This window comes from Pelobacter seleniigenes DSM 18267, from assembly GCF_000711225.1.
Taxonomy (GTDB): domain Bacteria; phylum Desulfobacterota; class Desulfuromonadia; order Desulfuromonadales; family Geopsychrobacteraceae; genus Seleniibacterium; species Seleniibacterium seleniigenes.
Map to the genome: position 1 here is coordinate 1807613 of NZ_JOMG01000002.1, position 21026 is coordinate 1828638.

The 21026-nt window shown below is 55.1% G+C and carries 18 protein-coding genes; all 18 read left to right on the forward strand.

What is annotated here, in order from left to right:
* The first annotated feature begins 72 nt into the window (after positions 1-72).
* The 18 genes from hslO to xthA all read left to right on the forward strand — a co-directional run bounded on the left by hslO (position 73) and on the right by xthA (position 20900).
* On the forward strand, positions 73-948 hold the full coding sequence (gene hslO / locus N909_RS0111060; protein ID WP_029915004.1) for an Hsp33 family molecular chaperone HslO: 876 nt from the start codon (positions 73-75) through the stop codon (positions 946-948).
* Between the two features lie 552 nt (positions 949-1500).
* Positions 1501-1857 carry an NADH-quinone oxidoreductase subunit A gene (locus N909_RS0111070; RefSeq protein WP_029915006.1) on the forward strand — a complete coding sequence of 119 codons (357 nt, stop codon included), beginning with the start codon at positions 1501-1503 and terminating at the stop codon, positions 1855-1857.
* Positions 1848-2363: an NADH-quinone oxidoreductase subunit B gene (locus tag N909_RS0111075; protein ID WP_029915008.1), complete on the forward strand. Its 516-nt coding sequence runs from the start codon at positions 1848-1850 to the stop codon at positions 2361-2363. Before N909_RS0111070 ends, N909_RS0111075 begins: the two co-directional genes overlap by 10 nt.
* Before the next feature lie 29 nt (positions 2364-2392).
* The gene (locus tag N909_RS0111080) at positions 2393-2875 is read left to right on the forward strand and encodes an NADH-quinone oxidoreductase subunit C (RefSeq protein WP_029915010.1); all 483 of its coding nucleotides are present in this window, start codon (positions 2393-2395) and stop codon (positions 2873-2875) included.
* Between the two features lie 40 nt (positions 2876-2915).
* Positions 2916-4100 (forward strand): NADH dehydrogenase (quinone) subunit D, encoded by a 1185-nt coding sequence (gene nuoD, locus N909_RS0111085; RefSeq protein ID WP_029915019.1) that lies wholly within the window; start codon positions 2916-2918, stop codon positions 4098-4100.
* A 25-nt stretch (positions 4101-4125) separates the two neighbouring features.
* On the forward strand, positions 4126-4635 hold the full coding sequence (nuoE, locus tag N909_RS0111090) for an NADH-quinone oxidoreductase subunit NuoE (RefSeq protein ID WP_029915020.1): 510 nt from the start codon (positions 4126-4128) through the stop codon (positions 4633-4635).
* A 39-nt stretch (positions 4636-4674) separates the two neighbouring features.
* The gene (gene nuoF / locus N909_RS0111095; protein WP_029915022.1) at positions 4675-6456 is read left to right on the forward strand and encodes an NADH-quinone oxidoreductase subunit NuoF; all 1782 of its coding nucleotides are present in this window, start codon (positions 4675-4677) and stop codon (positions 6454-6456) included.
* A gap of 33 nt (positions 6457-6489) precedes the next feature.
* The gene (nuoG, locus tag N909_RS0111100) at positions 6490-8961 is read left to right on the forward strand and encodes an NADH-quinone oxidoreductase subunit NuoG (protein ID WP_029915024.1); all 2472 of its coding nucleotides are present in this window, start codon (positions 6490-6492) and stop codon (positions 8959-8961) included.
* 82 nt (positions 8962-9043) lie between these two features.
* Positions 9044-10105 (forward strand): NADH-quinone oxidoreductase subunit NuoH, encoded by a 1062-nt coding sequence (gene nuoH, locus N909_RS0111105; RefSeq protein ID WP_029915027.1) that lies wholly within the window; start codon positions 9044-9046, stop codon positions 10103-10105.
* Positions 10106-10129: 24 nt separating this feature from the next.
* Positions 10130-10528 (forward strand): NADH-quinone oxidoreductase subunit NuoI, encoded by a 399-nt coding sequence (nuoI, locus tag N909_RS0111110; RefSeq protein WP_029915034.1) that lies wholly within the window; start codon positions 10130-10132, stop codon positions 10526-10528.
* Between the two features lie 17 nt (positions 10529-10545).
* Entirely contained in the window at positions 10546-11049 is a 504-nt protein-coding gene (locus N909_RS0111115) for an NADH-quinone oxidoreductase subunit J (RefSeq protein WP_029915042.1), read from the forward strand.
* A gap of 25 nt (positions 11050-11074) precedes the next feature.
* Positions 11075-11377 carry an NADH-quinone oxidoreductase subunit NuoK gene (nuoK, locus tag N909_RS0111120; RefSeq protein WP_029915044.1) on the forward strand — a complete coding sequence of 101 codons (303 nt, stop codon included), beginning with the start codon at positions 11075-11077 and terminating at the stop codon, positions 11375-11377.
* A gap of 43 nt (positions 11378-11420) precedes the next feature.
* On the forward strand, positions 11421-13385 hold the full coding sequence (gene nuoL / locus N909_RS0111125; RefSeq protein WP_029915046.1) for an NADH-quinone oxidoreductase subunit L: 1965 nt from the start codon (positions 11421-11423) through the stop codon (positions 13383-13385).
* 48 nt (positions 13386-13433) lie between these two features.
* The gene (locus N909_RS0111130; RefSeq protein WP_029915049.1) at positions 13434-14993 is read left to right on the forward strand and encodes an NADH-quinone oxidoreductase subunit M; all 1560 of its coding nucleotides are present in this window, start codon (positions 13434-13436) and stop codon (positions 14991-14993) included.
* 40 nt (positions 14994-15033) lie between these two features.
* Positions 15034-16494 (forward strand): NADH-quinone oxidoreductase subunit N, encoded by a 1461-nt coding sequence (locus N909_RS0111135; protein ID WP_029915051.1) that lies wholly within the window; start codon positions 15034-15036, stop codon positions 16492-16494.
* Between the two features lie 195 nt (positions 16495-16689).
* Positions 16690-18027, forward strand: coding sequence for a UbiD family decarboxylase (locus N909_RS0111140; RefSeq protein WP_029915053.1), 1338 nt, complete (start codon positions 16690-16692; stop codon positions 18025-18027).
* Between the two features lie 5 nt (positions 18028-18032).
* Positions 18033-19859 (forward strand): DNA helicase RecQ, encoded by a 1827-nt coding sequence (gene recQ, locus N909_RS0111145; RefSeq protein WP_051689698.1) that lies wholly within the window; start codon positions 18033-18035, stop codon positions 19857-19859.
* Positions 19860-20084: 225 nt separating this feature from the next.
* The gene (gene xthA / locus N909_RS0111150; protein WP_029915056.1) at positions 20085-20900 is read left to right on the forward strand and encodes an exodeoxyribonuclease III; all 816 of its coding nucleotides are present in this window, start codon (positions 20085-20087) and stop codon (positions 20898-20900) included.
* The last annotated feature ends 126 nt before the right edge of the window (positions 20901-21026 follow it).

A 21026-nucleotide genomic window follows, 5' to 3' on the forward strand; every position in this document is an offset into this window, starting at 1 on the left:
TGAGGCGGGTGGCAGTCCGACAGAGAGCTGGCGAAAAACAAATTTAGAAGAGGCTATGAGGTTGAAACAGAAATGAAGGATCATCTTATTCGAGTCGTCAGTGAAGATGGGTTGCTGCGTGGGGTCGTGGCGGTAACGAGCGACCTGGTACGCACGGTCTGCACGGCCCAGCAGGCCGATGTCACGGCTTCGGTGGCGTTGGGGCGCCTGTTGACCGGTGGCGCGTTGTTGGGTTGCCTGCTCAAGGGGCAGCAACGGCTGGCCCTGCTGGTGGAAGGGAATGGACCGCTTGGGAAGCTGCGGGTGGAGGCGGATGCCGCTGGCCGAGTGCGTGGTTCGGTTGCCAACCCGGTGACCAATCTGCCGCCCAGAGACGGCCGCTTCGATGTGGCCGGCGCCATTGGCAAGGCCGGATTTCTTCATGTCTGGAAGGATCTCGGCCTGAAGAATCCTTATCAGAGTATGGTGCAGCTGCAAAGCAGTGAGATTGCCGAGGACCTTGCCTGGTACTTGAGCAGTTCGGAGCAGGTCCCCTCCAGTCTTGGACTGGGGGTTGAGCTGGACCAGCAGGGGCGGGTTGCCGTGGCTGGTGGTTTTCTGGTGCAGGCCCTGCCGCCGGGGGATGAGGGGCAGGTTGAGCAGATGATCGCCAGAATCAAGCGACTGCCGCCGACCACCACCATGCTGCGGGAAGGTATGACGCCGGCGGAGATAGCGTCCCGGCTTTTTGCCAGTCTGGCCTTCCGAGTCCAGGAAACCACCGAGTTGAGTTTCCACTGTCCCTGTAATCGCAGCCGGATTGAGCAGATGTTGATCGGTTTCGGCCGGCAGGAGCTGGAGACGCTGGCGGCCGAGCAGCCGGAGGTGACGGTGACCTGCGAATATTGTAAGCAGCAGTACAGCTTTGCCGGGGACGAGCTGGCCGCATTGATTGTTGCGGCTGGTTAGGCTCCACTGCGGCCACTGCTGCTCATCCGGTCCGGCTGGGTTTAAGCTGTTGAGCTTGCCAGGGAGCGGCAGTGCCTAAAGGCGATGCGGCCGACCGGCTGACCGGTGAAGGGAAGGTTGGCAGGGTTTCGATTTTTAGAAATACTATCCTTATCTGTAGATTTATTATCCTTTTGAATAGTATTATTTTATAGTTGGAAAGCTTTCCCGATCTGTGCTTTAATTACCCGCGTGACTGCTGGGCTTGAAAAAGCAGGAAATGGAGCTTCGGATCGTCGCAAACAAACAGGGTTTTATTTAATGGTCGGTGCGGTCGCGTTCCGCAACCGTTGCAATTTCCCCTCTTTAAAGAAATCATAAATATTCAAAACTTCAGTAATATCGGCCGAAAAGAAGATCAAAACGGTCGGGTTAATTGCATACTGTATACTGTATTTTTTGCTTGACATGTCGCCGTGAAGTGTCCTAATTTTCGACACGCTGTGACATGTTCTATCAATTTCAATGGACACGGCAAGGGGTCCAATTTCTTCAATGGAAGGAGCGGTTTCTATGCTGGATATTTACTTGCCGATTCTGGTCGTGATCGGCATCGCCTTCGCTTTTTCAATCGGCTCGGTGGTTCTGTCCCGCCTTATCGGGGTGAAAAAGCCCAGTGCGGTCAAGCTGGCACCGTACGAATGTGGAATGCCCTTGATCGGTACGGCTCAAGAGCGTTTCTCCATCAAATTCTATATTATTGCCATGCTTTTCATTCTCTTCGATATTGAAGCCGTTTTTCTTTATCCGTGGGCCATTATGTTTAAGCGCCTGGGGATTTTCGGCTTTGTGGAGATGGGAGTGTTTATCATTATCCTTCTCGTCGGCTTTATCTATGTATGGAAAAAAGGAGCTCTGGAATGGGAGTAGAGCAGCCCAAAACGCTTGGCAGCGGCTTTATTACAACGAGTCTGGACAAACTGGTCAACTGGTCGCGTGCCAGTTCCATGTGGCCGATGACTTTCGGGCTGGCCTGTTGTGCGATCGAGATGATGGCAACGGGTGCTGCCCGTTTTGACCTTGACCGGATGGGGATTCTGTTCCGCGCCTCACCACGGCAGGCCGATGTCATCATTATCGCCGGGACCGTGACCAAGAAGATGCTGCCGGTTATCCAGACCGTCTATGAGCAGATGCCGGAGCCGCGCTATGTCATCGCCATGGGAGCCTGTGCCTCCTCCGGCGGAATTTTCGATACCTACAGTACGGTTCAGGGGATCGACGAAGCATTGCCGGTCGATGTCTATATCCCCGGCTGCCCGCCGCGCCCGGAAGGGTTGCTCTATGGCCTGATGAAGCTGCAAGAGAAAATCAGATCGGAACGCAATACCTTCGGTGCAGCTATCGGCGTCGGTGAAGTCATCCGTGAGGCCTGAGCGCCTCTGCCAATAACAGGGATAAGTCAATGAGCGATCAAGCGATTGTTGAAAAGTTGAAGAGTAGATTCTCCGCGGAGATTCTGGACGTTGTTGAATATCGTGGTGAAACAACCGTCACCGTTAAAAAAGAACAGATTGTGGATATCTGCAGCTTTATGCGGAACGATTGCGGTTATAACCTGCTTTGCGATCTCTGCTCTGTCGATTATCTTGGGCAGGCCCCCCGTTTCATGGTGGTTTACAACCTTTATAACATTACGACCAAACGGCGGATTCGCCTGAAAGCTCCGGTTGAAGAGCGGGCTGCTTCCATCGATACGGTCAGTGGTGTCTGGTCGACAGCGAACTGGCTGGAGCGGGAAGTCTGGGATCTGATGGGGATCGTTTTCAACAATCACCCGGATCCGCGGCGGATTCTCATGCCGGCCGACTGGGAAGGTCACCCGTTACGCAAGGACTATCCGGTTCAGGGGCCTGATCGCGAGCCTTATCAAGGCCGACTCTCCTAATTGATGATTTTAGATATTCCTTAACAGGACGAGGCATAACATGGCAGCAAATACCACCGAAACAATGACCATCAACATGGGGCCCCAGCACCCGTCGACCCACGGCGTGTTGCAGCTGATCCTTGAGCTCGATGGCGAGATTGTCAAGAAGGCGACTCCCCATATCGGGTTTCTCCATCGCGGGGTGGAAAAGCTTTCGGAGCACCGGACCTATCATCAGGTGATTCCGTTGACCGACCGGTTGGATTACCTGGCCCCGATGAGCAACAATCTCGGCTATGTTCTGGCCGTTGAAAAGTTACTTGGAATAACGGACAAGATTCCAGAACGGGCTCAGCGGGTCCGTGTCATTATGGCGGAACTGACCCGGCTCAAAAGCCACCTGGTCTGGCTGGCCACCCACGCCCTGGATATCGGGGCAATGACGGTCTTTCTGTATTGCTTCCGTGAACGCGAATGCATCATGGATATCTACGAAAAGGTTTCCGGTGCGCGGATGACCTCCAGCTATTTCCGGGTCGGTGGCTTGTCCGCTGATCTGCCCGATGGCCTGGAGCAGGAGATCCGCACCTTCACCGAATCAATGCCCGCCCATATCGAAGAGTATGAGGGACTGCTGACCGGCAATAAAATCTGGCAGAAACGGACTATCGGCGTTGGACACATCAGTGCCGAAGCAGCCATTGATGTTGGCCTGACCGGTCCGGCCCTGCGCGGTTCCGGGGTCGATTGGGATCTGCGGCGCGACAATCCCTATTGCGGCTATGAAGAATATGATTTCGAAGTACCGGTCCGGGACGAAGGTGACACTTTTGCCCGTTACAAGGTCCGTCTCGACGAAATGCGTCAGGCCAGCCGGATTATTCTCCAGGCGCTGGACAAGCTTAAGCCCGGCCCGGTGCTCGCCGATTGCCCACAAATCGTGCTGCCGCCGAAGCAGGATGTGGTCAATACCATCGAAGGGTTGATCCACCACTTCAAGATTATCTCCGAAGGCTTCAAACCGGAACCTGGCGAAGTCTTCCAGAGTATTGAGGCCCCCAAAGGCGAATTGGGTTATTACCTGGTTTCGGATGGCTCGGCCCATCCGTACCGGATGCGCATCCGCCCGCCTTCCTTTGTCAATCTCCAGGCCTTGCCGCAGATGGTTGAAGGAAAAATGCTGGCCGACGTTATCGCCGTGATCGGGACGCTTGATGTCGTTCTCGGTGAAATCGATCGTTAATTAAATAGGTGTGCAAGAGGACGTTATGACAGAAAACACCGAGCAGGTTCAAGAACAGGTCGAAGAGCAGGAAGTCGATCTGACCGCAGCAAATGAGGTTATCGACAAGTATCTGGACATGCATGGCAACCTGATGCCAGTTTTGCAGGGCATTCAGGAAGCCTATGGTTATGTTCCGGAAGAGACTGTTCACCTTGCTGCCGAGCGTCTGAATGTCTATGCCAGCCAGATTTACGGAGTGCTGACTTTTTACGCGCAGTTCCATCTCAAACCGCGGGGTAAATATATCATCCGGGTCTGTATGGGAACAGCCTGCCACGTCAAGGGGGCCGGCCGGATCGGCGAGACCCTCAAGGACCGGCTTGGAGTCGCCCATGCGGAAACCACTCCTGACCTGAAATTTACTGCCGAATATGTGGCCTGTATCGGTGCCTGCGGGATGGCCCCGGTCATCATGGTCAATGATGCGACTTACGGCAGTATGACAGTGCAGAAGATGGATGAAGTTATCGCTAAATATCAGGCTATGGACTGATTCAAGTTATACACCGTACTCGGTATTGAGGAAGGCTTTATGTCCGAAACTGCTGAAAACATGAAAGTTCTGATCTGTACTGGGACCGGGGGTCTGGCCTCCGGCGCAGCAGATGTGGTCGCCGCTTTCGAAGCGGAATTTGAAAAGCAGGGTGTCGCCGGAAAAATCGGCAAAGCCTGTGATGTCAACGGTACCGGTTGCCGTGGACTGTGCGCCAATGATGTGCTGGTGGACGTCTGCATGCCCGGTCAGGAGCCGGTGACCTATGATTTTGTCACCCCGGAGCTGGTCCCGCAGATTGTCGAGGAGCATATCCTGGGCGAGGGCCCCGTCGCCAAAAAGGTGGCCGGCCCCTATTACCACAAGTTCCTTGAGAAACAACAACGGATCATCTTTTCCCGGTGTGGAACCATTGATGCCGAGAGTCTGGATGATTTTCTTGCCCACCGGGGCTTCCAGGGGATCAAAAAAGCGGTCACCATGTCTCCGGATGAGGTCATCAGCGAAGTCAAGAAATCGGGCCTGCGGGGACGGGGGGGCGGTGGTTTCCCGACCGGCATGAAATGGACCTTTGCCAAAGCCTCGCCGGGCACTGAAAAGTACCTGATCTGTAATGCTGACGAAGGCGATCCGGGCGCGTTTATGGACCGCTCCATCCTGGAAGGCGACCCCTACGGGCTCATCGAAGGGATGATGATCGGCGCTTATGCCATCGGCTGTAACTTTGCCTATGTTTATGTCCGCGCTGAATATCCCCTGGCTATCAAGCGGCTGCAGATGGCCATCGATACCTGTTATGAAAAGGGTTTCCTGGGGAAAAACTGCATGGGGCTCGGTTTTGACCTGGACATGCGCATCAAGGCCGGTGCCGGTGCCTTTGTCTGCGGTGAAGAGACGGCCCTGATGGCGTCCATCGAAGGGCATCGCGGCATGTCACGGCCGCGGCCGCCGTTCCCGGCGGTGCGGGGACTGTGGGGCAAGCCGACCAACATCAATAACGTCGAGACCTATGCCAACGTCTCTTATATCTTTTATAACGGCGCCGACTGGTATTCCAGCATCGGCACCGAAGGGACCAAGGGGACCAAAATTTTCGCCCTGACCGGCAAAGTCAAGCACACCGGTCTGGTCGAGGTTCCTGCCGGAACCACGATGAAAGAGGTTATTTACGATGTCTGCGGCGGCATCCTCAACAACCGCAAATTTAAAGCGGTTCAGGCAGGTGGACCATCCGGCGGCTGTCTGCCGGCCGAGGCCCTGGATGCCGAAGTCGATTACGATTCACTGATCAAGGCCGGCGCCATGATGGGTTCAGGCGGCCTGGTAGTTATGGACGAAACGACCTGTATGGTCGACATCGCCCGCTTCTTTCTCAATTTTACCCGGGTCGAATCATGCGGGAAATGTATCCCCTGCCGTATCGGTCTGAAAATCATGCTGGAAATCCTTGAGCGGATCACCGAAGGCAAAGGGCGTGAGGGCGATATCGAACTGCTCCAGGACATGGCCTACGATATCAAGAAGAGTTCGCTGTGCGGACTTGGGCAGACGGCTCCGAACCCGGTTCTTTCAACGATTCGTTATTTCCGTCATGAGTATGAGGCCCATATCAAAGAGCAGGAATGCCCGTCGCACTCATGTAAGCCGTTGCTGCACTTCCGGGTGGTTGAAGACAAGTGTAAAAAATGCGGCATGTGCCCCAGGGTTTGTCCGGTTGAGGCGATTACCTGGGAAAAAGGCCAGGTTGCTTTCATCGACCTGAACAAATGTACCCGCTGTACATCCTGCTATGACGCCTGCCGATTCATGGCTATCGAGTAAACGCATACCCTGCTTGGGCAATACGAGGTCAAGATGGTTAATCTAACGATTGACGGAAAACAGATAACAACAAGTAAGACGTCCACGATCTACCAGGCCGCCAAAGAGAACGGGATTTATATTCCCGTGCTTTGCTACGCCAAAAAACTTCTCCCTTACGGTGCCTGCCGCATCTGTTTGGTGGAAGTTGAGCAGATGAAAGGCCGTCTGATTCCGTCCTGTACCACCCCGGTCACCGAGGGGATGGTTGTCACCACCATGTCCGACGAAATTCGCAAAGTGCGTAAGACGGTGCTTGAGTTTCTGTTGGTCAATCACGTTGTCGACTGTCCGGTCTGCGATAAGGGTGGGGAATGTGATCTGCAGGATCTGACCTATGAGTATCAGGTCGTTTCCAACCGCTTCAGCGGTGAAAAGTTCGATCTGCCCAAGGATGAAATCAATCCTTTGATCGAGCGCAACATGAACCGCTGTGTGCTGTGTGGCAAATGTGTGCGGGTCTGTGACGAAATCGTTGGCTATGGATCCTACTCATTTATCAATCGGGGTTTTGAAACCAAGATTGCCACGGCTTTTGATCGCGGCCTGAACTGTGAGTTCTGCGGACAGTGCGTTTCCATGTGCCCCGTCGGAGCCATTTTGCCGCGACCGTTTAAGTTCAAAGCTCGTCCCTGGCAGCTCAAAGAGGTTGATTCGGTCTGCGGTTATTGCGGTAACGGTTGTACCGTTACTTTCGGGGTCAAGGACAACGAAGTGCAGACCATCCGCTTCAATGACCAAACCGGTGTCAATGACGGAAATCTCTGTATCCGTGGCCGCTTCGGCTACTCCTATGTCAACAGCAAGGAGCGCCTGACCAAGCCACTGGTGCGGCGTGATGGCCAGCTTAAGGAAGCCAGCTGGGACGAAGCTTTGGCTGCAGTGGTGGCCGGGCTGAAAGAAGCTGGTGATCAGGTCGGGATTATTTCCGGCGCACGTCTCAGCAACGAAGAGCTGTTCCTGGTGAAAAACCTGGCCAAGGCGCTCGGTACCGCCAACCTCGACCATTCCGGCGGTGAATGCTACCGGGGGTTGACCGAGGGGCTCAAAGAGACTCTTGGCGTTCAGGCTTCGACTGCGACCTTCCCGCAGGTGGAAAACTGCCAGGCTATTCTGGCGATCCGCTCCGACTTTTACGAGACTCATCCGGTGTTCGGGATGGTGGTCAATCAGGCGATTCGGCGGAATGAAGCCCAGCTGTCGGTGGTTGCCGACAAAGTTGGTAAATTAGGCCGTTTGCCCCATGCCCGGACCCTGCTGCACAAACCCGGTCTGGAGCTGAATGTTCTGAACGCCCTGTGTCATGTCCTGATTGCCGAAGACCTGGTCAAGGCTGATGGTCTGGAGGGGCTGGCCGAACTGACGATCGCTCTGAAAGACTACAGTCCTGAACAGGTTGCCGCCGTTACCGGAGTTGCCGCCGAAGCGATCCAGCAGACCGCCCGGGAACTGGCCGCGGCGGAAAATGCGGCAATTCTGCTGGCCTATGGCTTGCCTTACACGGCGTACAGCAAAGAACTTGGGATTGCTGCTGCCAATCTGGCTCTGCTTACCGGTATCGCCGGACGTCCCGGCTCCGGACTCTATGTCTGCGGTGAAAAGGCTAACAGCCAAGGTGCCATCGATCTGGGGATTCTGCCGGGGGAAACAGGCCTGGGGGTTAAACCGATGTTGCGTGCCGCTGCCGCGGGTGAGCTGAAAGCGCTTTATCTGCTCGGTGAAGATCCGCTGGTGTCCTATCCGGATCGCGCCCTGGTTGAGCAAGCTCTTGACAAGACCTTTACCGTGGTCCAGGACCTGTTCCTGAGCGCGACCGCCAAGACCGCCGATGTTGTTCTGCCGGCGACCTCCTTTGCGGAAAAAGACGGTACCTTTACCAATGCCGAGCGGCGGATTCAACGCCTGCGGGTCGGGATCAAGTCTCCCGGGGAGGCGAAAACCGACTTTGCCATTCTGCAGAGCCTGCTCAAAGCTCTGGGCAGTGCGGTTCCCGCGACTCCTGCTGCCACTTTCGCAGCACTCAGCGCCGAGGTCCCGGGCTATGCAGGAATCAGCGTCGAGCAGATCGGTCCCCAGGGGCATGTCTGGGGCGGTGAAACCTTGACGCTGGTGAGCAGAAAACTGATCCCGGTCGCCGCTGGACAAGCGCTTGAGGCACCTTATCAGTTGCTGGTCGGCAGCGCCCTGTACCACAGCGGAACCGTTTCGGTTCATGCCAAAGGGCCATTGGCCGTGGTTCCCGAACCCTATGTGGAGCTTTGCCGTGATGATGCGGTGGAACTGAAGGTTGCCGAAGGCGATATGCTCAAACTCAAAGCCGAGGGCGGTGAAATCCAGGCCAAGGTGAAGATTGACCGGCGGTTGCCGAAAGGAGTGTTGTTTGCTCCTTATCACTTCCCGGCGCTTGGACTGAACAGAATTTATACCGGTCAGGCTGTGATCGCGGTTGATGTGAAAAAAGGTTAATTCGGTTTTTTTGGATTGCCGGTGGTCGCAACCGGCTGAAATCGGCAGAAATGCCATAGACTGACGAAGGAAGAGGATGGTCATGACGCCAGAAGTTCTGACACTCTCGAAAACACCCCTGCTGTTTACCGTGGCCATGTTGTTGAAGATCGCGGTGGCATTTGTCGTGATGCTCTGTATCGTGGCTTGGGCTACCTATGCCGAGCGTAAGATTATTGGCAGCATGCAGACCCGCCTGGGACCGACAATGACCGGTCCACGGGGGTTGTTGCAACCGATTGCCGATGGTCTGAAGCTGTTTTTCAAAGAGGACATCATCCCGGCACAGGCCCACTGGTTTGCTTTTATCCTGGCGCCGATGATGATCCTGGCCCCGGCCTTTGTGGCGATCTGCGTGGTGCCCTTCGGTGGTGATCTCGAGTTTACCTATCACGGTGTCCTGTATACCGTACCGATGCAGATTTCTGATCTTAACATCGGCGTTCTCTTCATCCTGGCCATGGCCGGACTGGGTGTTTACGGCATCGTACTCGCCGGGCTGGCCTCCAACAGCAAGTATTCGCTGCTCGGTGGGATTCGCTCCACCGCACAGATGATCTCTTACGAACTGGCGGCAGGGCTGTCCATCGTGGCCATTTTCATGCTCTCCGAAACCCTGAGCATGCGCGGCATCGTCTTGGCCCAGCAAGGCCCCCTGTGGGGTATCGCTGCTCTGAGCTGGCTGCCGAACTGGTTTGTGTTTTCCCAGCCGCTGGCTTTCCTGCTGTTTGTCGTCGGCTCCATGGCCGAGATCAACCGGACCCCGTTTGACCTGCCGGAAGCAGAAACGGAACTGGTTTCCGGGTTCTGTACCGAATATTCTTCCATGAAGTACGCCCTGTTCTTCATGGCTGAATATGCCAATATGATTACCGTTTCGGCAATCGGTGCGACCCTGTTCTGGGGCGGTTGGGGCGGACCCTTCTACGGCTGGATCAACTTCCTGATCAAGGTCTTCGCTTTCATGTTCTTCTTCATCTGGATCCGGGCGACCTTCCCCCGTCTGCGTTACGATCAGCTGATGTACCTGGGTTGGAAAGTTATGCTGCCCCTGGCCCTGGCCAATATCGTATTCACGGGTTTTGCAGTCCTGCTCTGGCAGTAACCACAAGTTGCGTAGAGGATAGATATGTTTAAAGAGTTTGCCAAAGGCTTGAGTATTACACTGAAGCACCTGCTGCCGGGGAACACGACCACCGTTGAGTACCCCAAGCAGAAGCTGGAGATGTCGCCTCGCTTCCGTGGTCTGCACCGCCTGGTTCCGACCGCTGACCGCGAAAAGTGCGTGGCCTGCTACCTTTGCCCGACTGTCTGCCCGGCCAAATGCATCACTGTCGAATCGGCGGAGAACGACAAGGGCGAAAAATATCCCAAGGTCTACGAAATCGATATGCTGCGGTGCATTTTCTGCGGCTACTGTGTCGAAGCCTGTCCGGTCGAGGCAATTGAAATGACCAGTGCCTATGAACTGGCGAACTTCAAGCGGGAAGATTTTAAATTCGATAAAGAACGTCTTCTCAAGTCGTAACAAGGAGCTGCGTTATCATGGAAGCCTTTCTTTTTTACCTTACTGCTATTGTTGCGATTGTTTCGGCCTTTTTTGTGACCAAGTGCCGCAACCCAGTCAACAGTGCGTTGAACCTGGTGACCACCTTTATCTGCCTGGCGGTGTTTTATGTCATGCTCGACGCACCATTCATGGCGGCGATTCAGATTATGGTCTATGCCGGGGCGATCATGGTGCTGATTGTGTTCGTCATCATGTTGCTGAACCTCGGTCTGGCGGTCAAGACCCGCTACACCCATGCCCTGGTGGGCGGCGGGGTTCTCTCGGTGCTGTTGCTGTTTTTGACCAATTATTTCCTGCGGGCCGGCGATGCCTCGGCAACCGGCGGCGAAATCACCAGCGCGGTCATTGCCAGCTACGGCCATACCGAGTTGATCGGCAGGGCCATGTTTGTGGATTTCCTGCTTCCTTTTGAGATTGCATCGATACTGCTGCTGGTTGCAATAGTCGGCGCTGTTATTCTCTCAAAACGCAAAGTTTAATCGAGATTGCCTCGGGAGATAGATCATGATTAGCGTAAATCACTACCTGTTGTTAAGCGCCATTCTGTTCGCCATCGGAACTTTCGGTGTGCTGACCCGGAAAAACGCCATTGTCATCTTCATGTGTATTGAGGTGATGCTTAACTCGGTAAACCTGACCTTTATTGCCCTGTCACGGCACGTCGGTAATATGGATGGTCAGATCTTTGTCTTCTTTGTTATGACGGTTGCTGCTGCTGAAGCGGCTGTAGGTCTGGCTTTAATGATCGCATTCTTCCGCAATAAAGATTCGATCGAAGTCGACGATTTCAATATCCTCAAGTGGTAGCGCAATCCACTGTTACGGGTGTTTCAGCTAATAGGAGAGTTTGATGTACAGTAATCTGTGGCTCATCCCATTCTTCCCACTGGTAGGTTCCATCATCAATGGCTTGCTGGGTAAGAAGATCAAAAATGAAACGGTTATCGGCAGTATTGCCACCGTGCTGATGTTCTTTTCATTTCTGGTCGCGGCTATGAACTTTTTCACCCTGCTGGGTGATTCGGTCAAAGTTCATGAACTGGTGGTCGGAACCTGGATATCGATCGGGGATCTGCAGGTCAACTGGGAATTTCTGCTCGATCCGTTGTCCGCCGTCATGATCATGGTGGTCACCGGTGTCGGCACCCTGATCCACCTGTACTCTATCGGTTACATGCACGGAGAGGTCGGTTTCTACAGATTTTTCTCCTACCTGAACCTGTTTGCTTTCTCCATGCTGATGCTGGTGCTGGGTGGTAACGCCCTGGTCATGTTCATCGGCTGGGAAGGGGTCGGGCTCTGCTCCTACCTGCTGATCGGCTACTACTTCGAGAAGAAGAGTGCCGGTGATGCCGCCAAAAAGGCCTTCGTGGTTAACAGGATCGGCGATTTCGGTTTTCTCTGCGGTCTCTTTATTCTGTTCTGGACCCTGGGCAGCAAAGGGGTCTGGACCCTTAACTTCATGCAGATCACCGAGAATGCCCACCTGCTGCAAAACGGCGGCATTATCGTCACCATAGTGACCCTGGCCTTCTTCCTCGGCGCGACCGGTAAATCGGCCCAGATTCCGCTCTATACCTGGCTGCCTGACGCCATGGAAGGCCCGACCCCGGTCTCCGCACTGATCCATGCCGCAACCATGGTTACCGCCGGCGTTTACATGATCGGCCGGATGAATATCCTTTTTGCCATGGCCCCGACCACTATGATGACCATCGCCATTATCGGTGCGGCCACCGCTATTTTCGCAGCTTCCATCGGCCTGGCTCAAAACGACATCAAACGGGTTCTGGCCTATTCGACGGTTTCCCAGCTCGGATATATGTTCCTGGCCATGGGCGTCGGGGCTTTCTCGGCCGGTATCTTTCACCTGATGACCCACGCATTCTTCAAGGCCTGCTTGTTCCTTGGTTCCGGTTCGGTCATTCACGGTATGCACCATGCCTATCATCATGCCCATCTCCACGATGACCCGCAGGATATGCGGAACATGGGCGGGTTGCGTAAAAAGATGCCGATTACTTACATCACCTTCCTGGCTTCAACGATCGCTATTTCCGGGATTCCGTTGTTCTCAGGGTTCTTCTCCAAAGATGAGATCCTCTGGTGGGCTTTCGGCTCGACCCGTGGTCACTGGTTGCTCTGGGTGATCGGCGCTGCCGCTGCCGGCATGACTGCATTCTATATGTTCCGGCTGGTCTTTATGACTTTCTTCGGCGAGCAGAAAACCGACCCTCGGGCCAAGGATCATATTCCGGAATCGCCGCTCACCATTACTATTCCGCTCATGGTCCTCGGCTTCCTGGCTGTGGTCGGCGGTTATGTCGGCGTTCCGGCCATCCTCGGTGGCAGCAACCGTTTCGAGCATTTCCTGGCCCCGGTTTTCGAACATGCCCAGCACCTGCATGAAATAGAAGCCCACGGCGCCCATGCTACGGAATACATGTTAATGGCGATTTCGGTGGCCGTGGCGGTGTTCGGGATTTTTCTCGCCTGGACCATGTACATCAAAAACCCGGAACTGCCGGGCAAGTTTACCGCCAAATTCACCGCCGCGTACCGGGTCATTTTCAACAAATGGTACATCGACGAGCTCTATGATTTCGTGTTCGTCAATCCCTGCAAAAAGCTCGGGACCTTTTTGTGGCGCGGCTTCGATGCCCGGTTGGTCGACGGTATTGTTAACGGCTGCGCCTGGGTGATCAAGGGGATTGGTGCTGGACTGCGCTACACCCAGTCCGGATATCTGTATAACTACGCGATGGCCATGGTGGTCGGCGTAGTCGTGATCGTCGGCTATTACATCTTCGGTTAATTTTAAGTTCGCCAGCGAATACGATAAAGCTTTAAGGAGCGATTCCACATGGCTGATAACCTTCTCAGTATTATGACTTTCTTCCCATTGTTGGGGATGTTGGTTCTCCTCTTCATTCCACGGGAGAATGACGGGCTACTCAAAGGGTTTACCCTGGCTGTCTCATTGATCACTTTTGCGATCAGCCTGCCCCTGGCGTTTGATAACGTCTTCACCACTTCCGGTGGGATGCATTATCGCGAATTTTCCGAGTGGATCAATATCGGCAACTACTTCCAGATGAACTACAACCTGGGGGTCGATGGAATCAGTCTCTGGCTGGTCATGCTGACCACCTTCATCATGCCGATTACCGTGTTGTCGACCTGGCATGCGGTGGAAAAGAATGTCAAAGGTTTCATGGCCATGCTGTTGCTGCTGGAAACCGGCATGCTCGGCGCCTTTGTCTCCCTTGACCTGTTTCTGTTCTATGTCTTCTGGGAACTGATGCTGATCCCCATGTACTTCCTGATCGGGATCTGGGGTGGCAAAAACCGCATTTACGCAGCGGTCAAGTTCTTTATCTATACCGCGGTCGGTTCCCTGCTGATGTTGGTCGCCATTATCTTTGTCTACTACTACGCAGTGCAGAGCGGCGCGCCGATGAACGGCTTCGGCATTGAGGAATTCTACAAGCTGCACCTTCCTTACCATGCCCAGTTCTGGTTGTTTCTGGCTTTCGGTTTCAGCTTCGCCATCAAGGTGCCGATGTTTCCGTTACACACCTGGTTGCCCGATGCCCACACCGAAGCACCGACCGCCGGTTCCGTTATCCTGGCCGCAGTCCTGCTGAAAATGGGGACCTACGGTTATGTGCGCTTTGCTATGCCGCTGTTCCCTGAAGCACTGCCGACCTTCATCCCGTACCTGGCTTTCCTCTGTGTGGTCGGGATCATCTACGGTTCCCTGGTCGCCATGATGCAGGAAGACGTCAAGAAGCTGGTCGCCTACTCATCGGTGGCCCACCTCGGCTTTGTCATGCTCGGTGTGTTTGCCATGAACCTGCAGGGGCTGGCCGGCGGTATGATCCAGATGATCAATCACGGTATCTCCACCGGCGCATTGTTCCTTATCGTCGGCTTTATCTATGAGCGGCGGCATACCCGTCTGATCACCGAATTCGGCGGTCTGGCCCATAAAATGCCGATCTTTGCGACGATCTTCATGATTATCACCTTCTCGTCGGTCGGTCTGCCCGGCACCAACGGTTTTGTCGGCGAGTTCCTGGCGCTGATGGGGGCCTTCCAGGGAGGCTTGCGCTGGTATGCGGTCTTCGCCACCACCGGCGTTATTCTTGCTGCTGTCTACATGCTGTGGATGTACCAGCGGGTCATGTTCGGTAAGGTGACCAATCCTGCCAACGAAAAACTGCAGGATCTTTCCGGGCGGGAAATCGCCATTATGCTGCCGCTGCTGCTGTTTGTGTTCTGGATTGGCGTCTATCCGAGCACCTTCTTTGACAAGATGAATCCGGCTATGGAGCAGGCCCTGGAGCAGATGAAAAGCCGCCAGGTTGCTGTTGTTGAGGTCGCGCAGCCGACTGTGGCTACGATTCAGGATCTCAAGTAATTTATTGATCGCATAAACACTGGTTCCGAGGAGCTGTTAGATGGAAAATCTGGTTCAAGAAGCCATCCAGAATGTCAATTTGCAGGCGATAATGCCATCACTGGTACTCAGTGCCTTTGGCATGATTCTGCTGATGATTTCGGTGTTCTCAAAACGTGGCAGAACGACTCATGTGGCCTGGCTCAGTGTCGCCGCATTGGTCATTACCGGCATGATTACTCTGGCTGGCTGGAATCATCCGCAATCCGGATTTGCCGGCAGCGTGCTGCTCGATAATTTTGCCACTTTCTTCAGCATGATCTGTATTGTGGCGGCCACGTTGACCATTCTGATGTCGGATGACTACCTGAAACGGGAAGATTTCCCGGTGGGTGAATACTACCCGCTGATTTTGTTTACCACTGCCGGGGCAATGTGGATGGCTTCGGGAACCGACCTGATGACCATTTTCCTCGGTCTGGAGGTTCTCTCTGTTTCCTTGTATGTTCTGGCCGGTTTTTTCCGCGACAAGCTGAGTTCCAACGAAGCCGGGCTGAAATACTTCTTCCTCGGTGCGTTTTCCACCGGGTTCCTGCTCTACGGGGTCGCACTCCTTTACGGAGTCACCGGAACCACCAAGATTCAGGGGATCGCCGCCTATGTTCAGGCCAATCCTGATGCGGCCACCAATACCATGTTTATCGCCGGCGGTCTGCTGCTGCTGGTTGGCTTCCTGTTCAAGGTGGCCGCGGCTCCCTTCCATATGTGGACACCGGATGTTTACCAGGGCGCACCGACTCCCATTACCGCTTTTATGAGCGCCGGGCCGAAAGCTGCCGCGTTTGCCGCTTTTATCCGGGTGACGATCGTCGGCCTGGAAGGGATGCAGAGCGAATTGACCTCACTCTTCTGGTTGCTGGCGGTTCTGACCATGACCATGGGGAACTTCATCGCTTTGAGTCAGAAAGACATCAAGCGGATGCTGGCTTATTCCTCCATCGCCCATGCCGGTTACGCTCTGGTCGGTCTGGTGGCCTGGAATACCGTCGGCCTGTCGGCCATCATGTACTACATGCTGGTTTATACCTTCATGAATATCGGTGCCTTTGCCGTGCTGGTGCTGATTGGCAAAAAAGGTGAAGATAACCTGACTCTGGACGGCATCACCGGTCTTGGCTACAAGAAGCCGTTTCTGGGTATCGCCCTCTGTATCTTCCTCTTTTCGTTGATGGGACTGCCGCCGACCGCTGGCTTTACCGGGAAGTTCTATATCTTCGCCGGGGCTATCAAGGGCGGTTATGTCTGGCTGGCCGTGCTCGGGATGCTCAACTCTGCGGTCTCTCTTTACTATTACCTGCGGATCATGGTGCAGATGTACTTCAAGGATCCGGTTGAGGATTTTGCCTGGGTCTCGCTGAATTTGCCGACCATGGTTTCCATCATTATCTCGATTGTTGGGGTTCTTTATCTCGGAATCATGCCCGGTTCCCTGATGCAACTGGCCAAACTGGCCGGTTTGTAAGCGCCTTTATTGCCAGATCTTGAAAAGCCCTCCAGCTTGCTGGGGGGCTTTTTTCGTTTGTGGCAGAACGAAGAGGGGAGCTGTACCACAACTGTTTCGGCCTGTTGCGTTTGGCGGCTCCCTGGTCGATTCGGAAATGCTCGCCAGTTGACAAAAACCTGTTCAGAATGACGGGAAAAGCGCTAGGATAGGCGCATGGATTTCAGAGCTTATCTTACCGCCCTGGCTGCTGACGGTGATTTATATACAATAACCGCACAGGTATCGCCGGATCTTGAATTGGCGCGCTGCTGCCGCCGGGAATTCAGCCGGCGCAATGGCGGCCGGGCGCTACTGTTCGAACACCTGGAGGGCGGGCGGTTTTCGGCCGCCGCCAACTTGTTCGGCTCGGGTTCGCGGATCAGCCGGATGCTGCATGGGGACACCCTCGACGATTTTGGGTACAGGCTCAGGACATTTCTGGGCCAGCGCAGCGGCTCAAGCACCGAGCGGCTGCAGATTGTCCAATCAAAGCAGTCTGCCCAGGGCTCGGTATTGCAGCCTATGGACAGCGGCGGTGGCCTTCTTCAGTTGCCAGCGGTCCGTTCCTGGCCGGGTGAGCAGCGACCTTATCTAACCCTGCCTCTGGTCATCACCAGGGATCTGCACAATGATACAACCAATATCGGTTTGTACCGCGCCCAGGTCATTGCCGACGATCAACTGGCGATTAATTTCGGGACCGGCAGCGGTGCGGCCCAGCATCTGGTCAGTGCCGAACAGTTGCGCCAGCCTTTGCCTGTGGCTCTGGTCTTTGGCGCGGATACTTCCCTCTATTGGGCAGCAGCAGCGCCATTGCCGAGCGGCTGTGAGGAGTTGGCCTTGTGCCAGACCCTGTTCAATCCGGGACTCGGTCGGGAAGATTGCCAGACCCAGCCGTTGCAGGTGCCGGCAGGAAGCGAGCTGATCATTGAAGGGGAGATTCGCCCCGGATGCAGGGCCGAGGAAGGACCCTTTGGGAATCACAGTGGCCAGTATGTGCGGCGTGCCGATTGTCCCCTCATGCAGGTGACGGCTATCCGCAGGCGGGAACAGCCGATTATTCCGCTGACTGTGGTCGGCCCGCCGCCGAGTGAAAACATTCAGCTGGCCGCGGCAAATGAGGTTTTTATACGCGAGCTGTTGCGTATCGATTATCCGCAGGTTGTCGCCATGCATATGCCACGGGCCACCATTTTTCATGGCGCTGTTGTGCTGTCGGTTAAACATCGGGCAACTCTCACCGGAAAAGAGCTGATCGACCGCCTCTGGCTGGACAGTCCCCTGCGCAATTCCCGTTTCATGCTGCTGGTTGACGAAGATATTCCGGCCGCTACGGTCGAGAAAAGTTGGTGGCGGGCCATCAACATGCTCAGCCCGAAGCGGCTCTATCAGAGTGACGGGCGAATGGCTTTCGATGCAACCGGGGTTGACCCGGCCCTGCTGGTCATGGAAGATAAGGCTCCCGGTAATTTTTTTAATCAACCCCCATGCGACGATCCGGTTCAGAAATAATATCGATGTATATTCAGGCAGACTTACCCACCGTTTCCACCGAGGCTATCCATACCACCCTGCGGGATGTGTTCGGCTACCAATCTTTCCGCCCCTTTCAGGAAGAGGTTATTCGCGACCTTATCGAGGGGCGCGATGCCTTTGTGTTGATGCCGACCGGCGGGGGAAAGTCGCTCTGCTACCAGATTCCCGCCCTGCACCGGCGCGGCGTGGCCATTGTCGTTTCACCGCTGATCTCGCTGATGAAGGATCAGGTCGATGCCCTGCTCTCCAACGGGGTCAGTGCCGCCTGCTACAATTCCTCGCTGAACGCAGAGGAAGCCCGCCAGGTGCTGGCCGCACTTCATGGCGGTCGCCTGGATCTCTTGTATGTGGCCCCGGAGCGGCTGGTCAGCCGGGATTTCCTCAGCCGCCTGGAGAACATGGACATCGCTTTGTTTGCCATTGATGAAGCTCACTGCGTATCTCAGTGGGGGCATGATTTCCGCCCCGAATATGTGGAACTGGGCCGCTTGCGGGAGGAGTTCCCCGACGTGCCGATGATCGCCCTGACCGCGACGGCGGAAAAGCAGACCCGCAACGATATCATCCGTCATCTCTGCCTGCAGGACGCCCACCAGGTCGTGGCCGGTTTCGACCGTCCCAACATCCGTTATACGGTTATGGACAAGGCCAAGCCCTATCTGCAATTGCAGTCTTTCCTCGGTCAGCATCAGCAGGAAGCCGGGATCGTCTACTGCCTGAGCCGCAAGCGGGTTGAAGAGGTGGCGGACAAACTCTGTGCCGACGGTTACCGCGCCGCAGCGTATCATGCAGGATTGACGGCGGAGCGCCGCAATCAGGTGCAGGAAGATTTTTTGCGCGACAACCTTGAGATCGTGGTAGCCACGGTGGCCTTCGGCATGGGAATCGATAAACCGAACGTGCGCTTCGTGGTGCATTATGACCTGCCGAAGAATATCGAAAGCTACTATCAGGAGACCGGCCGGGCCGGTCGCGATGGGCTGCCGGCCGAAGCGTTACTGCTGTTCGGCTACGGCGACATTGCGGTCAGTCGCGGGCTCATCGAAAAAGGCACTAACTCAGAACAGAATCGCATCGAGATCCATAAGCTCAATGCCATGGTTGCCTATGCCGAAGCCGGCAGTTGCCGACGGCGGGCGCTGCTCGGCTATTTTGGTGAGACCCTGGAAGAGGATTGCGGTAACTGCGATATCTGCCTGAATCCGCCGCAGCGTTACGACGCAACCGAGGATGCCCGCAAGGCTCTCTCCTGCGTCTACCGGGTTGGACAACGCTTTGGGATCGGCCATGTCATCGAGGTCCTGCGCGGCGCCAAGACCCAACGGGTACTCGACTTGCGCCATGATCGGCTGTCCACCTACGGCATTGGTCGGGAGCAGGGCGCCGATTACTGGAGCCATTTGCTGCGGCAGCTGATCCACTACGGCTATCTGGAGCAGGATATCGCCAACTTTTCCGTCCTTAAGCTGACCGAAGGGGCGCGGCCGCTGTTGCGCGGGGAAACGCAACTGACCCTGACCGCGCCGCGGGTCAAACCCGCCCGGAAAAAGAAGCCGGAACGCAAAATCATCGGTTTGGAGTACAATCAGGAACTGTTCAACCAACTGCGGGTGCTGCGCAAGGAGATTGCCGACCGGGAAGGAGTGCCGCCCTATGTGGTCTTCGGCGACGCCAGCCTGGCCGAAATGGCAGCGACCCTGCCGACCGACCAGGAGGCGATGCTCGGCATCAACGGGGTCGGCCAAACCAAATTGCGCCGCTACGGTAAGGAATTCATGGAAGAGATCATCGGTTTTTTGTGCCGATGAGCAGATGAGTTAGTTGTCATCCGGATACTTCGGAGGGCAACAGCTAAGTCTTCAGATCGGAAATGAGCAATTTTTCGTTGAGGCAAGGAAATCAAGGGTTTGTACGGAGGCGTAGTACTTTACGCCGCACAAGCAACTCCGCAGATTGACACCGCCACAGCGGAAAAGGGCCGTTGCCAGATGAAAACTCGTTAACTAGTCGATCCCCTGAATAAGGAGAAGAGTGTGAAAATCATATCCTTCAATGTCAATGGCTTAAGAGCGCGGTTTCATCAGTTGCAGGCCCTGGTGGACAAACACGATCCGGATATCATCGGTCTGCAGGAGACCAAGGTCCATGACAGCGAGTTTCCCCATGACCAATTAACCGACCTCGGCTATCAGATCGTCCACCACGGCCAGAAAGGCCATTACGGGGTGGCGACCTTTTCAAAATTAGCGCCGGTTGAGGTCGCCAAGGGCTACCCGGGGGAGGATCCCAAGCATCAGCGGCGGCTGCTGATTACCAGCTACCGGTTGGAGAATGGACAACAGCTGCGGGTGGTCAACGGCTATTTTCCACAGGGCGAGAGCCGTGATCATCCGGAAAAGTTTCCCAATAAACGAAATTTTTATGCCAATCTGCAGGGCTGGTTGGAGCAGGAGGCGGATCCCGGGGAGCTGCTGGTGGTTCTAGGTGATATGAATATCTCCCCGGAAGATGCAGATATCGGTATCGGCGAAGATAACCGCAAGCGCTGGTTGAAAACGGGCAAATGCAGTTTTCTGCCCGAGGAGCGGGAATGGCTCAACCAGGTCAAAGCCTGGGGATTGGTTGATACCTTTCGCGCGGCCCATCCGGACACCGCCGATCGGTTCAGCTGGTTTGACTACCGTTCCAAAGGTTTTGAGCGCGAGCCCAAAAGGGGCTTGCGCATCGACCTGATTCTTGCCTCACACCCGTTGCAGAGTCTGTGTACGGCGACCGGCATCGATTACGACCTGCGCAGTATGGAGAAACCTTCGGACCACTGTCCAATCTGGGCTGAATTCAGCCTCTGACAGACGCCGGCCCCGATAAAAAGATTGTCCGGAGCGATTACCATCACCGGGGAACTTCTGCTAAAATAAGCGTTTCACAGACTGACAGGCCAGTTCAGGAGCTTTTCAGGAGGCGCAGCAACCGAT

What these genes read in the sequence shown, in the direction of transcription:
- hslO (WP_029915004.1), top strand. Translation starts at nt 73, where the DNA reads ATGAAGGATCATCTTATTCGAGTCGTCAGTGAAGATGGGTTGCTGCGT.
- N909_RS0111070 (WP_029915006.1), top strand. Translation starts at nt 1,501, where the DNA reads ATGCTGGATATTTACTTGCCGATTCTGGTCGTGATCGGCATCGCCTTC.
- N909_RS0111075 (WP_029915008.1), top strand. Translation starts at nt 1,848, where the DNA reads ATGGGAGTAGAGCAGCCCAAAACGCTTGGCAGCGGCTTTATTACAACG.
- N909_RS0111080 (WP_029915010.1), top strand. Translation starts at nt 2,393, where the DNA reads ATGAGCGATCAAGCGATTGTTGAAAAGTTGAAGAGTAGATTCTCCGCG.
- nuoD (WP_029915019.1), top strand. Translation starts at nt 2,916, where the DNA reads ATGGCAGCAAATACCACCGAAACAATGACCATCAACATGGGGCCCCAG.
- nuoE (WP_029915020.1), top strand. Translation starts at nt 4,126, where the DNA reads ATGACAGAAAACACCGAGCAGGTTCAAGAACAGGTCGAAGAGCAGGAA.
- nuoF (WP_029915022.1), top strand. Translation starts at nt 4,675, where the DNA reads ATGTCCGAAACTGCTGAAAACATGAAAGTTCTGATCTGTACTGGGACC.
- nuoG (WP_029915024.1), top strand. Translation starts at nt 6,490, where the DNA reads ATGGTTAATCTAACGATTGACGGAAAACAGATAACAACAAGTAAGACG.
- nuoH (WP_029915027.1), top strand. Translation starts at nt 9,044, where the DNA reads ATGACGCCAGAAGTTCTGACACTCTCGAAAACACCCCTGCTGTTTACC.
- nuoI (WP_029915034.1), top strand. Translation starts at nt 10,130, where the DNA reads ATGTTTAAAGAGTTTGCCAAAGGCTTGAGTATTACACTGAAGCACCTG.
- N909_RS0111115 (WP_029915042.1), top strand. Translation starts at nt 10,546, where the DNA reads ATGGAAGCCTTTCTTTTTTACCTTACTGCTATTGTTGCGATTGTTTCG.
- nuoK (WP_029915044.1), top strand. Translation starts at nt 11,075, where the DNA reads ATGATTAGCGTAAATCACTACCTGTTGTTAAGCGCCATTCTGTTCGCC.
- nuoL (WP_029915046.1), top strand. Translation starts at nt 11,421, where the DNA reads ATGTACAGTAATCTGTGGCTCATCCCATTCTTCCCACTGGTAGGTTCC.
- N909_RS0111130 (WP_029915049.1), top strand. Translation starts at nt 13,434, where the DNA reads ATGGCTGATAACCTTCTCAGTATTATGACTTTCTTCCCATTGTTGGGG.
- N909_RS0111135 (WP_029915051.1), top strand. Translation starts at nt 15,034, where the DNA reads ATGGAAAATCTGGTTCAAGAAGCCATCCAGAATGTCAATTTGCAGGCG.
- N909_RS0111140 (WP_029915053.1), top strand. Translation starts at nt 16,690, where the DNA reads ATGGATTTCAGAGCTTATCTTACCGCCCTGGCTGCTGACGGTGATTTA.
- recQ (WP_051689698.1), top strand. Translation starts at nt 18,033, where the DNA reads ATGTATATTCAGGCAGACTTACCCACCGTTTCCACCGAGGCTATCCAT.